We start from the raw sequence: 16,584 nt of genomic DNA on the forward strand, positions 1-16,584 counted from the left end.
CAGTCCCTCACCCCAGCTTACTCCCGGTGGGAGAGGGAGCCGATCTCTGGGCTTTTCAAAACCTGCGTTCAACTCGAGACTTTCATGTTGGCGTAACTCGAAAGAACAACTCGGTCAGTCCCCTCTCCCTTTGGGAGAGGGTTAGGGTGAGGGGCTTTTGCCTGAATCACTCAATCCGGCCAGTTCCACGCCGGCTCATCCAGCACCCGCTGGCCGACAATCCCGGTCTGCCCCAGGGTTTTCTCCAGCACGATGCAATTGCAACCCGGGTCTTCCTGCAACGCCGAAATCAACCGCCGCGCATGCGACACCACCCACACCTGACACTGCTCCGAGGCACGGATAATCAACCGCGCCAACGCTGGCAGCAGATCCGGGTGCAGGCTGGTCTCCGGTTCGTTCAGCACCATCAGCGACGGCGGCCTCGGCGTCAGTAGCGCCGCAACCAACAGCAAATAACGCAACGTGCCGTCCGACAGCTCCGCCGCCGATAACGGCCGCAACAAACCTTCCTGATAAAACTCGATGGCAAAACGTCCACCGGCCTGCGCTTCGATATGCACCCGCGCGCCAGGAAACGCATCGGTAATCGCCGCACGCATCGCATCGCCATCACCAATCTCGATGATGGTCTGCAACGCCGCCGCCAGATCCCGGCCGTCGTGATGCAGCACTGGCGTGCGCGTACCCAATTGCGGTTGGCGCACCGGTGCATCGGCGTCGCTGCGAAAGTGATCATAAAAGCGCCAGCGGCGAATAAACTCGCGCATCTGAAACACTTCCGGCGAGCTGCGCAGGCTGCCAACCTGATCAAACAAACTGTCGAAATTCGGCGTGTGTTGCGCCAGTACATCCCATTTGCGCTCGGCGCGTGCGCGGATCATCGGGCCGTCGCGATCCACCAGCAAGCTGGCGGGGCGGTAAAGCGGGCCGGCCCAGATGCATTCGCGCTTGATCTGCGGGTCGAGGCTGAATCGCGAAGGAATGGGGCGCGACTGCTCGGGCAGCATGAAGTGGCCGTTCGAGTCGGGAAGCCCCAGGCTGATCGAGTAGCTGAAATCTTCCCCGGCGAACCCCAGGCGCAGTCGCTTCACGCCTTGGCGTACCGTCGACTGGATCGGCACCTCACCATTGCGCATGCGCCGGCTGATGGTTTCCGGCCCGGCCCAGAAGGTCGACTCCAGTCCGCCTTCACGGGCCAGCGCATTGACTACGCCACCCTGAGCGGTTTCCGCCAACAGGCGCAAGGCTCGGTAGAGATTGGATTTGCCGCTGCCATTGGGGCCAGTGATCAGGTTCAGACGGCCGAGCGGAATCACCAATTTGTTGATCGAACGGTAATTGCCCACCGCGAGAGTATTGAGCATGGAATTCCTTCTCTTCAGGCGCCTATTGTAGGAGCTGCCGAAGGTTGCGATCTTTTGATGTTGTTTTTAAAAGATCAAAAGATCGCAGCCTACGGCAGCTCCTTCAGGAAATATGGGGGACGAACGGGCGAACGTTGAACCCTGTTCTAAGCTCACAGTCGTATCGTCACTTGCACGTTCGTACACAGGAAGGAGTCTGCATGGCGAGTCCCGGTTTGAAAACAGCGGTCATGCTGAGTCTGCTCACGTTGGTGACCGCTTGTGGCGAGAAAAAAGCTCCCGCTGAGTACCTGCCACGGGTTTTTGTACAAGAGGTCAAACCCACGGATTACGCCGCTGCGGTGACATTGACCGGTGACGTGCAGGCGCGCGTGCAGACCGAGCTGTCGTTCCGCGTCGGCGGCAAGATCATCCAGCGTATGGTTGATGTCGGCGACCGGGTCACCGCCAAACAAGTGCTGGCCAAGCTCGACCCCAAGGATTTGCAGACCAACGTCGATTCGGCCCAGGCCCAAGTCGTCGCTGAACAAGCCCGGGTGAAACAGAGCGCGGCCGCTTTCGTGCGCCAGCAAAAACTCCTGCCCAAGGGTTACACCAGCCAGAGCGAATACGATTCCGCCCAAGCCGCGTTGCGCAGCAGCCAGAGCGCCTTGAGCGCGGCGCAGGCGCAATTGGCCAACGCTAAAGATCAGCTCAGCTACACCGCACTGATCGCCGACGCCCCGGGCGTGATCACTGAGCGTCAGGCCGAAGTCGGCCAGGTGGTACAGGCCACGGCACCGATTTTTTCGTTGGCCCGCGATGGCGACCGTGACGCGGTGTTCAATGTCTACGAATCACTGCTGGCCGAGCGCCCTGCGGATCCCTCGATCGTCGTCAGTCTGCTCGATAACCCTGCCATCAAAACCACCGGCACGGTGCGTGAAATCACCCCGGCGGTGTCGGCGCAGTCCGGCACGGTGCAAGTCAAAGTCAGCCTCGACAGCCTGCCACAAGGGATGCAGCTGGGCTCGGTGGTCAGCGCCACCGCCAAGGGCAGCGGCAAGTCGGCAGTCGAATTGCCATGGTCGGCGCTGACTAAAAACATCAGTGATCCGGCGGTGTGGATGGTCGACGATAAAGGTGAAGCGCAGTTGCACAACGTGACCGTCGGCCGCTACCTGATCGGCAAGGTCATCATCAGCGAAGGCCTCAAGGGCGGGGAGAAAGTCATTGTCGCCGGAGGACAGTTGTTGCATCCCGGCATGAAAGTCGAAATCGCTGAAAACACCTACAAGGATCTGCAACCGGGAGCACAGCCATGAAGCGTCTGGGGCTGTTATCCGTGGGTGTGTTGCTGGCGGCCTGCTCGAAAAGCGAGCCACCTCCGGAGCCGGTACGTCCGGTGCTATCGGTCAAAGTTCAAGCGTTGAGCGAGGAAAGCCTCGGGCGTTTCGCCGGCAGCATCCAGGCGCGTTATGAAAGCAACACCGGTTTCCGCGTCGGTGGCCGCATCGCCAGCCGCAACGTCGATGTCGGAACCGAAGTGCAAAAGGGCACGCTGCTCGCCACCCTCGATCCGTCTGATCAGCAGAACCAATTGCGTTCGGCCCAGGGCGACCTGGCCAGAGTTCAGGCGCAACTGATCAATGCCCAGGCCAATGCCCGCCGTCAGCAGGCGCTGTTTGATCGTGGCGTAGGGGCGCAGGCACAACTGGACATCGCCACCACAGACTTGAAAACCACCCAGGCCTCGCTGGACCAGGCACGGGCGGCGGTCAATCAAAGCAAGGACCAGCTCGGCTATACCGAACTGCGTTCCGACCATAAAGCCGTGGTCACCGCGTGGAACGCCGAAGCCGGGCAAGTGGTGACGGCGGGCCAGCAGGTCGTGACTCTGGCGCAACCGGACATCAAGGAAGCGGTGATCGATCTGCCCGACACCCTGGTCGATCAGATTCCTTCCGACGTGGTGTTTCTGGTGGCCGGGCAACTCGACCCGAGCATCAACACCACGGCAACCCTTCGCGAGATCGAACCGCAGGCGCAAAGCGCCACGCGTACTCGTCGGGCACGCCTGACTCTGGCCGAGACACCGGACGGTTTCCGCCTCGGCACGGCGATCAGCGTGACCCTCAGTTCGGCGATCAAACCGCGCATCGAATTGCCGGCTACCGCTTTGCAGGAGGTCGACGGCAAACTACGGATCTGGGTCATCGACACTCAGAGCAAAACCGTCAGCCCCCGCGACGTCAGCGTGATCAGCCGCACCGACAGCAGCGTAGTGCTCGCGGGCGGCGTGAAGAACGGCGAGCGCGTGGTCAGCGCCGGCGTCAACAGCCTCAAACCCGGACAATCGGTAAAACTTGACGAGGACAGTCAATGAAAGGCTCTTTCAACCTCTCCGAATGGGCCCTCAAGCATCAGTCATTCGTCTGGTACCTGATGTTCGTCGCGTTGCTGATGGGCGTGTTCTCGTACTTCAATCTGGGCCGCGAAGAAGATCCGTCGTTCACCATCAAGACCATGGTGATCCAGACCAAATGGCCGGGCGCGACCCAGGAGGAAACCCTTGCGCAGGTCACCGATCGCATCGAGAAAAAACTCGAAGAACTCGACTCCCTCGACTACGTGAAAAGTTACACGCGCCCCGGCGAATCGACGGTGTACGTGTACCTGCGCGACACCACCAGCGCCAAGGACATCCCGGAAATCTGGTATCAGGTGCGCAAGAAGATCGACGACATTCGCGGGCAGTTCCCCCAAGGTATTCAAGGGCCCGGGTTCAACGACGAGTTCGGTGATGTGTTCGGCTCGGTCTATGCCTTCACCGCCGACGGCCTGACCATGCGCCAGTTGCGCGATTATGTAGAACAGGCGCGGGCCGAGATCCGCAATGTACCGGGGCTGGGCAAGATCGAAATGATCGGCCAGCAGGACGAAGTGATTTATCTGAACTTCTCTACCCGCAAACTCGCGGCGTTGGGTATCGATCAGCGTCAGGTCGTGCAGAGCCTGCAATCGCAGAACGCCGTGACCCCGGCCGGTGTGATCGAGGCCGGCCCTGAGCGGATTTCCGTGCGCACTTCGGGGCAGTTCGCCTCGGAAAAGGATCTGGCCGAGGTCAATCTCAAACTCAACGACCGTTTCTATCGTCTGGCTGATATCGCCGACATCACTCGCGGTTACACCGATCCGGCTACCCCGGAATTCCGCTTCGACGGCAAACCGGCCATCGGTCTGGCGATTGCCATGCAGAAGGGCGGCAACGTTCAGGAGTTTGGCAAGGCGTTGCACCAGCGCATCGATGAACTGACTGCAGACTTGCCGGTTGGCGTGGGTGTGCACACCGTGTCCGATCAGGCGGTGGTGGTGGAAGAAGCGGTCGGTGGCTTTACCAGTGCCCTGTTCGAGGCGGTGATCATCGTGCTGGTGGTCAGCTTCATCAGCCTCGGCGTGCGCGCCGGCCTGGTGGTGGCGTGCTCGATTCCGCTGGTGCTGGCGATGGTGTTTGTATTCATGGAATACAGTGGCATCACCATGCAGCGGATTTCGCTCGGTGCCTTGATCATCGCCCTCGGTCTGTTGGTGGACGACGCGATGATCACCGTGGAGATGATGGTCACGCGCCTGGAAATGGGCGAGAGCAAGGAGGAGGCAGCGACGTTCGCCTACACCTCGACGGCGTTCCCGATGCTCACCGGGACGCTGGTGACGGTCGCCGGTTTCGTGCCCATCGGCCTCAACGCCAGTTCCGCCGGTGAGTACACCTACACGCTGTTTGCGGTGATTGCTGTGGCGATGCTGGTTTCGTGGGTGGTGGCGGTGTTCTTCGCTCCGGTGATCGGCGTGCACATTCTCAGCGCCAACGTGAAACCCCATGAAGCCGAGCCGGGCCGCGTCGGGCGTGCGTTCAATGGCGGTCTATTGTGGGCGATGCGCAATCGCTGGTGGGCCATCGGCATTACCGTGCTGCTGTTCGTGCTGGCAGTGTTTTGCATGCGCTTTGTGCAGAACCAGTTCTTCCCTTCCTCGGACCGGCCGGAAATTCTCGTCGACCTGAACCTGCCGCAAAACGCCTCGATTGACGAAACCCGCAAAGCCGTCGACAAGTTGGAAGAAACCCTCAAAGGCGACGCGGACATTGTGCGTTGGAGCACCTACATCGGTCAGGGCGCGATCCGTTTCTACCTGCCGCTCGACCAGCAATTGCAAAACCCGTACTACGCACAACTGGTGATCGTCAGCAAAGACTTCGAAGCCCGCGAGGCCCTGAGTCAACGCCTGCGTGAGCGCTTGCACAAAGACTTCGTCGGCATCGGCAGTTACGTCCAGGCGCTGGAAATGGGCCCGCCGGTGGGGCGTCCGATCCAGTACCGGGTCAGTGGCAAGGACATCGATCAGGTGCGCAAGCACGCCATCGACCTAGCCACCGAACTGGACAAGAACCCGCACATCGGCGAGATCATTTACGACTGGAACGAGCCGGGCAAAGTTCTGCGCATCGACATCGCCCAGGACAAGGCGCGGCAACTCGGGTTGTCCTCCGAAGACGTGGCGAACCTGATGAACAGCATCGTCAGCGGCGCGCCTCTGACCCAGGTCAACGACGACATCTACCTGATCAATGTGGTCGGCCGGGCGGTGAATTCGGAGCGCGGTACGCCGGAAACCCTGCAGAATCTGCAGATCGTTACGCCCAACGGCACGTCGATCCCGCTGCTGGCGTTCGCCACCGTGCGTTATGAACTGGAGCAGCCGCTGGTGTGGCGTCGTGACCGCTTGCCGACCATCACCATCAAGGCCTCGGTGCGCGACGAGATCCAGCCGACCGATCTGGTGAAAATCCTCAAACCGTCGATTGATGCCTTCGCCGAGAAACTGCCGGTAGGCTACAAAGTTGCAACCGGCGGTACGGTCGAGGAAAGCGGCAAGGCCCAAGGGCCGATTGCCAAGGTTTTGCCGTTGATGCTGTTTTTGATGGCGACCTTCCTGATGATCCAGTTGCACAGCGTGCAGAAGATGTTCCTCGTCGCCAGTGTCGCGCCACTGGGGCTGATCGGCGTAGTGCTGGCGCTGGTGCCAACCGGCACGCCGATGGGCTTCGTGGCGATTCTGGGGATTCTGGCGCTGATCGGTATCATCATCCGTAACTCGGTGATCCTCGTGACGCAGATCGATGAGTTCGAGCAGAAAGGCTATGCGCCGTGGGATGCGGTGGTGGAAGCGACCGAGCACCGGCGCCGGCCGATCCTGTTGACCGCCGCAGCGGCGAGCATGGGCATGATCCCGATTGCCCGGGAAGTGTTCTGGGGACCGATGGCTTACGCAATGATTGGCGGGATTGTGGTGGCGACGTTGCTGACGCTGCTGTTCCTGCCGGCGCTGTATGTGGCCTGGTACAAGATTCGCGAACCAAAGAAGGATTGAGTCAACAGCGCCCCTCACCCTAACCCTCCCGAAACGTCGGACCGCCCAAAGGGAGAGGGGACTTACCTAGGTGTCTGACGCTATCCATCGACCTGAAGGATCGGGTCGATTATGGGTTCAGCTAAGTTAGATCCGGTCGGCGTACTGCTTAAATATCCCCCAATCGGCTCCCTCTCCCTCCGGGAGAGGGCTGGGGGTGAGGGGCTTTTCTCTGACTCGACTCAAGCCTTACGCCAAACGCTGGCCAACCAAGGCTGCTGCTCACGCGGCAGCCCGGCCGGCCGATAGTAATGCTCAAGCTCGACAAACCCTGCCGCCGTCAGCAACCCTTGCCACGCCTCAAGATCGTGATACGAGCCATAGCGCGGCCCGTTCCAGCCCTCACGGTTATCCCCGCGTGGATTCGAGCTGAACAGCACGCCACCGGGCTTCAGGGCGCCATGCAATTGCTTGAGCACCCGCGACAACTCCTGCAGCGGCACATGAAACAGCACCGCATTGGCGAAGATCCCGTCGAAGCGTTCGGCCGGCAGATCCAGCTTCAGAAAGTCCTGTTGCAGCACCTCGCAGCCACTGTCCTCACGGGCCATTCGCGCAAACTCTTGCGAACCGTCGAGACCCACAGCGACATGCCCCATGCGCGTAAACGTTTGCAGATCCCGCCCTGGGCCGCAGCCAAAATCCAGAATCGTGAATGGCGCCGTGCCCTGAATATGCCGTAGCAACGCATCAATGTTCTGGCTGACATCGTGATCGCGGGTGCCTTCACGGAAGTCTTCGGCCACTGAGTTGTAATGGCCGAGGGTGGTCGCGGTGATCTGTTCGAGATCGGTGGGGGTCTGCTTCATGGTCGGGATACGCGGGCAATTGGGATTTGCCGAATATACGCCATCGGGTTCGGGGCTGCTGCGCAGCCATTCGCGAGCAGGCTCGCTCCCACAGGGAAACACATTCCAAATGTGGGAGCGAGCCTGCTCGCGAAAGCGGGTTCAGAGGCGCGGCATGATTCCGGATGAGCTCAGCGCTTGTTCAACCCCCGCGCCAAGCGATCCCCACCCAACTGAATCACCGCGACCAACGCCACCAGCAACACAATCACCGTCAACATGATCTGGCTGTCAAAGCGCTGATAGCCGTAGCGATAAGCGATATCCCCCAAGCCACCGGCACCAATCGCCCCGGCCATGGCCGAGGAGTTGATCATCGTCACTAGCGTAATCGTGAAACCGCCGACAATCCCCGGCAGCGCCTCGGGCAACAGCACATGCCAGACAATGTGCCAACGTCGGCAACCCATCGCCTGCGCGGCTTCGATCAAACCATGATCGACCTCACGCAGGCTCACTTCGGCAATCCGCGCAAAGAACGGCGTCGCCGCAATCGTCAGCGGCACCACGGCCGCCCAGACACCGTAGGTGGTGCCGACAATCAACCGGGTAAACGGAATCAGCGCGACCATCAGAATCAGAAACGGGATCGAGCGGAACAGGTTCACGAACGCGCCCAAGGCACGGTTCAACACCGGCGCTTCATAGATGCCGCCCTTGTCGCTGGTGACCAGGATCACCGCCATGGGAATCCCCACCAGCAAGGCGATCAGCGACGAAACGCCGACCATCAGAAACGTGTCGATAAAACCCTGCAACAAGCGATCAAACCACATAACCCAGTACCTCCACCCGTTGCGCCCAAGGCGTGGCGCGCTCGCGCAGTTGCTCGGCGCTGAACGAAGAGCCGCTCACCGCCAGCAATAGTTGCCCCAGCGCATGCCCCTGAATCCGTTCGACGCCGCCCTGAAGCAGCTTCACCCGGCCACCCAATGCAGCGAACAGTGCCGCCAGATCCGGCTCGTCACTGGCGCTGCCGGTGAACTGCAAACGCAGCACCACAGCGGCGTCGGAGGAGGGCGCTTGAGCTTGCAAGCGGCTCTGCAACTCCTCCGGCAACGCGTGTTGCAGCGGCGTGAGCAAGGTCTGGCTGACCTCATGCTGTGGATTGCCGAACACTTCCCAGACCGGGCCTTGCTCGACAACTCGCCCGTGTTCAAGCACAACAACGCGGGCGCAGATTTCGCGGATCACTGCCATCTCGTGGGTAATCAATACGATGGTCAGGCCCAGGCGTTGGTTGATCTCACGCAGCAAGCCGAGGATCGACTGCGTGGTTTCCGGATCAAGGGCCGAAGTCGCTTCGTCGCAGAGCAAAATATCCGGGTCGTGCACCAGCGCACGGGCGATGCCGACGCGTTGTTTCTGCCCGCCGGAAAGCTGCGCCGGATAAGCCTCGTGCTTGCTTTGCAGACCGACCAGTTCGAGCAATTCACGGACTTTTTTGTCGCGCTGCTCTTTTGCTACGCCCGCGACTTTCAGCGGCAATTCGACGTTCTGCCAAACGGTCTTGGCCGACATCAGATTGAAGTGCTGAAAAATCATACCGATGCGCCGGCGAAGGGCGACCAGACGGTCTTCATCGAACTCGCCGATGTCGACCTGATCGATCAGAACGCGCCCGGACGTCGGCTGTTCCAAACGATTGATCGTCCGAATCAGCGACGACTTGCCGGCACCGCTGCGGCCGATGATGCCGAACACTTCCCCGCGCTGAATCGCCAGATCGATGCCTTGCAACGCGGCGACCGGGCCCTGCCGGCCGTTGTAGGTTTTGCCCAGGCCGATGAAGCGTACATGGGCGCGATTCAGCTCGGGGTGCAGCTCGGTTTTTTCAGCATGGTGTGGCTCTGGAATCTCCAGTCGCCGTTGGATCGCGGCCGTCATGCTCAGCTTTCCCAACCGGCTTGATACAGCTTGCCGTGGGCCTTATCCAGCGCCGCGCGAACAACCGGCGAATGCTGGTAAATGTCGACGAATTTGATCAGGCGCGGGTCGGTTTTGCTTTTCGGCTGGATGACGAACTGGATCACGTATTCCTTGTGGTCGAGACCGTCGAACAGCAGTGCCGAACCGGCATCGAAAGTCTTCGCCAGACGAATGTAGGCCGGGTAGCCCTGGACCAGATCGGCGTCGTCATAGGCGCGTACCAATTGCACGGCTTCGACTTGGAGGATTTTGATTTTCTTCGGGTTGGCGACGATATCGTCTTCAGTAGCCTTGTAGCCGACGCCCGGCTTCAGCGTGATCAAACCGGCCTTGGCCAGCAATTGCAAACCACGCCCGCTGTTGATCGGGTCGTTGGCGATGGCGACGCTGGCGCCTTCGGGCAACTCATCAAAGCTTTTGTATTTTTTCGAATAGAGACCGACGTTGTTGATGATCCCCGGTGCGAACGGCACCAGATCAAAACCCGCGGCGGCTTTGGCGTTTTCGAGGAACGGGATGTGCTGGAAGTAGTTCACGTCGATGTCGCCGGCGGCGAGGCTGACGTTGGGTGCGATCCAGTCAGTGAACTCCACCAGCTCGACGTTCAGGCCTTGTCTGGAGGCTTCTTCTACAGCGGCTTCCAGCGGGATGGCGAAGGCTGCGGTGGTGCCGATTTTCAGCGGAGCGTCGGCGGCGAAAACGGCCGAGCTGAACAGGCCGAGGGCCAGGGCCAGTGCTTTGACTGGGTGGGACAGGCGTTTCTTGGTCATGATGGTTTTTCCAGTCAGTGCATTAATTTTGTGGTGTCGGGTCGGGCCTCATCGCTGGCAAGCCAGCTCCCACAGGTTTTGTGAGCGCCACAGACCCTTGTGGGAGCTGGCTTGCCAGCGATGCTTTTAGCGGCGGAACGCTGCGCCGGTGTGTTGCTCGGGCAACTGCGCTTCGCTGTGAAACAGCTTCTCGCGCAAGCTGCCGCTGTCATACGCGGTCTTGTACGACCCACGCCGCTGCAGCTCCGGAACCACCAGCTCGATAAAATCGACATAGCTTTCCGGCGTAACAATCCGGGTCAGGTTGAAACCATCCAGGCCGGTCTCGGCGATCCACGATTCCAGCTCATCTGCCACTTGATCAACCGAACCGACCACGGTGATGTAGCGGCCACCGAGGGCATGCTGGTCGAGCAATTTGCGCCGGGTCCAGTCGTTGTTCTGCAGGTTTTTGGTCGCCGACTGAATGGCGTTGCTCTTCACGTATTGGATCGGTTCGTCGATCTCGTATTGGGAAAAGTCGATGCCGGTGGAGGCGGAAAAATGCGCCACGCCGGCTTCGGCGCTGGCGTAGCTCAGATACTCGGCGTGCTTGGCCCACGCGGCTTCTTCGGTCGCGCCGACGATCACGTTGAGGCCCATGAACACCTTGATGTCCTCAGGATTGCGTCCGGCCTCGACGGCGCTGGCGCGCACCTTGTCGACCTGAACCTTGGTCGACGGTTTGTTCTGGCCGCTGATGAACACGCACTCGGCGTGACGCCCGGCGAACAGCAAACCGCGCTCAGAACTGCCGGCCTGAAACAGCACCGGTGTGCGCTGTGGCGACGGCTCACAGAGGTGATAGCCCTCGACCTGATAGAACTCGCCCTTGTGCTCGACCTTGTGCACTTTTTCCGGGTTGGCGTAGATCCGCTGCTCACGGTTATTCAGTACCGCGCCGTTTTCCCAACTGCCTTCCCAGAGTTTGTAGAGCACCTCCAGGTACTCGTCGGCCTGGTCATAACGACGGTCATGCTCGACCTGCTCGCTCAGTCCCATGGCTTTCGCGGCGCTGTCGAGATAGCCGGTGACAATGTTCCAGCCCACTCGACCACGGCTCAAATGATCGAGCGTCGACATGCGCCGGGCGAACAGATACGGCGGTTCGTAGGTGAGGTTGGCGGTCAAGCCGAAACCGAGGTTTTTGGTCACGGCAGCCATCGCTGAAACCAGCAATAACGGATCGTTGACCGGTAACTGGATCGACTCTTTCAACGTCACGTCCACCGAGTTCTGATAGACGTCATACACGCCGACGATGTCAGCGATGAACAAGCCGTCGAACAGTCCGCGCTCCAGCAGTTGCGCCAGTTCGGTCCAGTATTCAATGGTGTTGTAGCGCGTTGAGGTATCGCGCGGATGCGTCCACAGGCCATGGTTGATGTGGCCGATGCAGTTCATGTTGAACGCATTGAGCAGGATCTTCTTTTTCGCCGCGCTCATCAGATCGTCCCTCGCAACGGAGGGTTTTCATCGTTGAGGTAGTAGTTGCCCACCGCGTGATATTTCCAGCGCACCGGGTCGTGCAAGGTGTGCACGCGGGCGTTGCGCCAGTGGCGGTCGAGGCCGTGTTCGATCAGTGTCGCCTGGCTGCCGGCCAGTTCGAACAGCGTGCTGCCGGCGGCCAAAGAGATTTCAGTGCTGATCGCCCGTGCTTCGGCGACGGCAATCGAAGCGGCAGCGACGGTTTCTGCGCTGGTCCCGGCTTGCGCTGCGTCGAGGAATTCGCCGGCGCGTTCAAGCAACGCCTCCGTGGCGTGCAGGCGAATGCTCAAGTGGCCGAAGCTCCTCAACGTCAGCGGGTCTTCGGTGGCTTTGTCGTTGCCGGAATCGATCCACGGCCGCGTCTTGCTGCGCACAAAGTGCAGGGTGTCTTCGTAAGCGGCGCGGGCAATACCGGTGTCGATGGCGGCGTGAAGGATCTGCGCCAGCGGGCCGACGGTGGTTGGACGTTCAAAGGCGCTTTGAAACGGCAGCACGTCTTCAGCCGCGACGTACACATCTTCGAACACCACCGAACCGCTGCCGGTGGTGCGCTGGCCGAAGCCGCTCCAGTCGTCGATCACGGTCAGGCCTTTGCTGTCACGCGGAACGAAGGCCAGTTGCTGCACACCGTTTTCATCGACAACGGAAGTTGGAATGCGCTGAGCATAAATCGCGCCGGTCGCATAGAACTTGCGGCCGTTGATGCGATAGCCGTCACCATCACGCTTGAGGCTGGTGACGCGGTCGTGAGCGGTTTTCGTACCTAGTTCCGCCAAGGCGTTGCCGAAGCGTTGCCCGGCCAGCACTTCGGCATAAAGCCGTTGTTTCTGCTGGTGACTGCCGTTAACCCGCAGCACTTCCAGCGCGTAAAAATGATTTTGCGGAATCTGCCCGAGCGAGCCGTCGGCTTGAGCGATCAGCGCGATGACTTTGGCCAAAGTCACGTTGGACACGCCAGCGCCGCCGTATTCCTTCGGTACGCTGATGCCCCACAGACCCGAGCGGGAAAACACGTCGAGTTCCGGCAGAGGCAGGCGGCGTTCACGGTCGCGCAGGGCGCTGTCGCGTTTGAAATCTTCGGCCAGGTCGCTGGCGACGATCAGGGCTTGCTCATCGCTGGTGATGACCGCGACGTGATGGGAAAGCGTCATGTTTTTCTCCAGATGTCTGGTCGTCAGATCCAGGAATGGCGAGCAGGCAAAGTGCCGTTGAGGCGATAGGCGCCGACCGCGTGATATTTCCAGCGCACCGGGTCGTGCAACGTGTGCACGCGGGCGTTGCGCCAGTGACGGTCGAGGTTGAATTCGGCGAGGGTGGCGCGGCTGCCGGCCAGTTCGAAAAGCTTTTCACTGGCCAACAGCGAGATCTCGGTAGTCAGCACTTTCGCCTCCGCCACGGCGATAGAAGCGCGTGCGGCGGACTCGGCGGTGATCGGCGCGGCGTGCACTTGATCGAGCACTTTGCCGGCCTTGCGCAGCAGCGCTTCGGCGGCGTGCAGTTCGATTTTGAGTTTGCCGATATCGGCGATGACATAAAGATCATCGCTGGCGCGATCAACCTTGGCGTCGATCCACGGCCGTGCGCGGGTTTTGATGAACTCAATGGCGTCATCAATGGCGCCACGGGCGATGCCGGCGTCGATCGCGGCTTGAATCAGCTGCGACACCGCGCCTTGGGTGTTCGGGGTTTCGTTGATCTTCCAGTTGTCGACCACCAGGCTCGATTCGACACGCACGTTGTTCAGCAGAATCGTACCGCTGGCGGTGGTGCGTTGACCGAAGCCCGACCAGTCATCAACGATGCGCAGCCCCGGCGTGCCGCGACGGACGAAGGCCAGTACTTGCTTGCCGTCATCGTTGAGCGCTTTCACCGCAACCCAATGCGCAAACAGTGCGCCAGTGGAGTAGAACTTCTGGCCGTTGATCACGTAATCATCGCCATCGGCGGTGATCCGCGCTTTCAGTTCCAGGGTGTTTTTGGTGCCGCGCTCAGGACCGGCGTTGCCGATGCGCCAGCCTTCCAGAACGCTCTGGAATAGCTGTTGTTTCTGCGCTTCGGTGGCGCTGCCGAGTACCAGATTGATGATGCCGAACTGGTTCTGCGGGATCTGCCCCAACGCCGGGTCGGCGGCGGAGATGATCGCGAACACTTCGGCCAGAGTGACGAATGAAACCTGCGGGCCACCGTATTCGCGCGGGATGGCGATGCTGCCTAATCCGCTGCGGGTGAACTGTTCGATTTCCGACCACGGCAGCTTGCGCTGACGGTCGCGTTTCGCGGCCTGCACGCGGGCGACTTGTGCCAGCTCTTGGGCGGCGTTGATGGCTTGGGCGTCGTTGCGCAAGACCTGCGCAGGCAACAACAACGGGGCGATGTCCAGATCAGACTGGACGTTTGCATCTGCCAGACTGGACATCAGTGCCGCTCCTTGGCTGCACGCAATGCCCTGGCGATCTGCACTGGGGTGATTGTGTTCCGGACCATGCTACCTACCTCACATCTCATGAAAAACGCCGCAAAAGTGCGGCGAACGAATGAATGTCCGGTGGTCCGGTTTATATACCCTAAACGTGTATAAATATTAAATAAACTAACTTTTAGGAATATGCATAGAAGAGGTGATGGTCGGGTTGGTTAAGAATTTTTTTGCGGCTGGAATGATCCGGTGGCGAGGGCGCTTGCTCTCTCGCCACAGGGGCATTGTGTTCAGGGCTTGCGGGATTCGGCGGCTTTGAGTTCGGGCATGAGCGGGACTTTCAGATAAGGATTTGCGCAGCCGATTTTCAATGTGCGGGGCGGTGCCCAGCGGGAGTTGTTGCCGACCCGATCGAGAATGCAATACGTCACGTCCAGGCGCAGATCCTCGCCTGCTTCGACGATCACCGACGGCGGTACCCAGACCTGAATCGGCAAGCCGATATCTGCGGCGGTGACCGGTGCCAGATCCATGCGCACGTCACCCCAGCGCAAGGTGATGGCGTCATCCTCGGCCATGTTCAGGTACGGCTCGATGGTCAGCGGCACACCGCGTTTAATCTGGTTCGGATTGACGCCCTGACGGCGTATGGCGTCGGGGATGGCAACCGGGGCCAGTTGCTGATTTTCGTCTGCGCTCAGCGCCGTGGGTTGCCCGCCGGGGCAGTCCAGTTTGACCTGTACGCGCGTCGCCGCCGAAAACGCCGGCCCCTGACCGACCTGCATCACCCGGTAGTGGATGCGCGCGGTGCCGTTGGTGATGAAGCTTTCCGGCACCCTTAGGCTGACGGCTGTGCCGACGTCATCCGCCGTCAGCACTTTGGAAGCGACATAGCATTTGTTCCAGAACAGCTCGATGAGATCGCCGCTGTCCATATCAGGGTAGGGCGACACCTCGATCAAGAGGTGTGCGGCGGCAGCCAGATTGATGCCGGTTTTTTGCGCTGGCGCGAGGGTCGGCGCTGCCAGTTCGGGGGTGTGCGAAGTGCGGGTCATCGATTTCTCTCCTTGAAGCCTTGCAGCGAAGTCCGTTTCTGAAAGAACAAAAAGCGTGAATAAACTGGCAATAAAGCTTTGGGCTTTTATTCAAGTTGAAGACGGGGTGGTTAAACTAGTTGATGCCGGTTGCCGACTAGATAAGAGTCTGCGGGATGGGGTGTCAATAGACGATATTAGTTAATCCGTGAATTACGAATTAATCAGAAGTTTCCTACGCTGTCGCGGCCATATGCCTAAGTGATCAGGCGAAATGAGCCACGGGACACAGGGCTTTCTCGGCGTTTTATGCGCGGATTTATTTGAGCACTATCATTTCAGGTGGCAGGGGAGGAGGCGGGTGTTATCTGTTGCAGAACATATATATGTACTGTTTGGGATATGTTTTGTTTGAATGAGACTGAAGGGGGTAAATGTTTTATAAAGGAAACTTCCGTCCGTGGAAGTTATCGGTGATGCAATAAAAGTTCTCAGACGTGATTCAGGAACTTGCTGAGAAACTGTTTAGTGCGTTCTTCTTTCGGATTGGCAAACAATGCCTTCGCTTCACCTTGTTCGACGATCACGCCTTTATCGAAAAACACCACACGGTTGGCCACGTCACGAGCAAAACCCATCTCGTGGGTGACGATCACCATAGTGCGTTTTTCTTCAGCCAGGCCACGAATCGTCGCCAGCACTTCGCCGACCAGCTCCGGGTCAAGCGCCGAAGTCGGCTCGTCGAAGAGGATCACTTCCGGTTCCATCGCCAGCGCCCGGGCGATCGCTACGCGCTGTTGCTGACCACCAGAGAGACGACGCGGATAAGCGTCTTCTTTGCCGGCGAGTCCGACTTTGGCCATGAGCTTTTTGCCCAAGGCAATGGCGGCTTCGCGTGGCATCTTCTTGACCACAACCGGGCCTTCGATGACGTTTTCCAGTGCGGTGCGATGGGGGAACAGGTTGAAGTTCTGGAACACGAAGCCCACATGCTGGCGCAGGTTGCGCACCAGACTTTGCTGCTGGTTCAGCGGGCGGCCGGTATCGATTTCGATATCGCCGACCTTGATCCGGCCGCTTGTGGGTTGTTCAAGGAAGTTCAGGCAGCGCAGGAACGTCGTTTTCCCCGAACCGCTGGGGCCGATGATTGCGACGACTTCGCCTTCCTTCACCTCGAGGTCAATGCCGTTGAGCACGACCTGACCCTTGAATTGCTTGGTCAGTTTTTCCACGACAATCATGGGG

At 59.8% G+C, this 16,584-nt stretch carries 13 protein-coding genes; 3 read left to right on the forward strand and 10 right to left on the reverse strand.

Annotated elements, in window-relative coordinates:
* Positions 1-170 precede the first annotated feature (170 nt).
* Positions 171-1,367, reverse strand: coding sequence for an AAA family ATPase (locus tag CKW26_RS00390; protein WP_095047076.1), 1,197 nt, complete (start codon positions 1,365-1,367; stop codon positions 171-173).
* A gap of 200 nt (positions 1,368-1,567) precedes the next feature.
* On the opposite strand from CKW26_RS00390, the gene CKW26_RS00395 reads away from it, so the two are divergent.
* The 3 genes from CKW26_RS00395 to CKW26_RS00405 are packed head-to-tail and all read left to right on the forward strand — an operon-like array spanning position 1,568 to position 6,776.
* Positions 1,568-2,671 (forward strand): efflux RND transporter periplasmic adaptor subunit, encoded by a 1,104-nt coding sequence (locus tag CKW26_RS00395; protein WP_093440524.1) that lies wholly within the window; start codon positions 1,568-1,570, stop codon positions 2,669-2,671.
* Positions 2,668-3,732: an efflux RND transporter periplasmic adaptor subunit gene (locus CKW26_RS00400; protein ID WP_095047077.1), complete on the forward strand. Its 1,065-nt coding sequence runs from the start codon at positions 2,668-2,670 to the stop codon at positions 3,730-3,732. Before CKW26_RS00395 ends, CKW26_RS00400 begins: the two co-directional genes overlap by 4 nt.
* The gene (locus tag CKW26_RS00405; protein ID WP_095047078.1) at positions 3,729-6,776 is read left to right on the forward strand and encodes an efflux RND transporter permease subunit; all 3,048 of its coding nucleotides are present in this window, start codon (positions 3,729-3,731) and stop codon (positions 6,774-6,776) included. The genes CKW26_RS00400 and CKW26_RS00405 overlap by 4 nt, the downstream gene beginning before the upstream one ends.
* 221 nt (positions 6,777-6,997) lie before the next feature.
* Here the strand turns inward: CKW26_RS00405 and CKW26_RS00410 are convergent, their stop codons facing one another.
* The 9 genes from CKW26_RS00410 to tcyN form a co-directional block, all read right to left on the reverse strand.
* A complete protein-coding gene (locus CKW26_RS00410) occupies positions 6,998-7,624 on the reverse strand; it encodes a bifunctional 2-polyprenyl-6-hydroxyphenol methylase/3-demethylubiquinol 3-O-methyltransferase UbiG (RefSeq protein WP_095047079.1) in 627 nt (208 codons plus the stop codon).
* Positions 7,625-7,794: 170 nt separating this feature from the next.
* Positions 7,795-8,439 carry a methionine ABC transporter permease gene (locus CKW26_RS00415; RefSeq protein WP_034151854.1) on the reverse strand — a complete coding sequence of 215 codons (645 nt, stop codon included), beginning with the start codon at positions 8,437-8,439 and terminating at the stop codon, positions 7,795-7,797.
* On the reverse strand, positions 8,429-9,550 hold the full coding sequence (locus tag CKW26_RS00420) for a methionine ABC transporter ATP-binding protein (RefSeq protein ID WP_095047080.1): 1,122 nt from the start codon (positions 9,548-9,550) through the stop codon (positions 8,429-8,431). The genes CKW26_RS00415 and CKW26_RS00420 overlap by 11 nt, the downstream gene beginning before the upstream one ends.
* 2 nt (positions 9,551-9,552) lie before the next feature.
* On the reverse strand, positions 9,553-10,362 hold the full coding sequence (locus CKW26_RS00425) for a MetQ/NlpA family ABC transporter substrate-binding protein (RefSeq protein ID WP_095047081.1): 810 nt from the start codon (positions 10,360-10,362) through the stop codon (positions 9,553-9,555).
* Positions 10,363-10,488: 126 nt separating this feature from the next.
* Entirely contained in the window at positions 10,489-11,847 is a 1,359-nt protein-coding gene (locus CKW26_RS00430) for an LLM class flavin-dependent oxidoreductase (RefSeq protein WP_095047082.1), read from the reverse strand.
* On the reverse strand, positions 11,847-13,040 hold the full coding sequence (locus tag CKW26_RS00435) for an SfnB family sulfur acquisition oxidoreductase (RefSeq protein WP_095047083.1): 1,194 nt from the start codon (positions 13,038-13,040) through the stop codon (positions 11,847-11,849). Before CKW26_RS00435 ends, CKW26_RS00430 begins: the two co-directional genes overlap by 1 nt.
* 23 nt (positions 13,041-13,063) lie before the next feature.
* On the reverse strand, positions 13,064-14,305 hold the full coding sequence (locus CKW26_RS00440; protein ID WP_095047084.1) for an SfnB family sulfur acquisition oxidoreductase: 1,242 nt from the start codon (positions 14,303-14,305) through the stop codon (positions 13,064-13,066).
* Between the two features lie 290 nt (positions 14,306-14,595).
* Complete coding sequence (locus CKW26_RS00445; protein WP_095047085.1) at positions 14,596-15,360, reverse strand: hypothetical protein; 765 nt, start codon at positions 15,358-15,360, stop codon at positions 14,596-14,598.
* Between the two features lie 470 nt (positions 15,361-15,830).
* Entirely contained in the window at positions 15,831-16,580 is a 750-nt protein-coding gene (tcyN, locus tag CKW26_RS00450) for an L-cystine ABC transporter ATP-binding protein TcyN (RefSeq protein ID WP_095047086.1), read from the reverse strand.
* Between the last annotated feature and the right edge of the window lie 4 nt (positions 16,581-16,584).

The sequence above is a fragment of the Pseudomonas sp. Irchel s3h9 genome, from assembly GCF_900187475.1.
GTDB classification, from domain to species: domain Bacteria; phylum Pseudomonadota; class Gammaproteobacteria; order Pseudomonadales; family Pseudomonadaceae; genus Aquipseudomonas; species Aquipseudomonas neuropathica.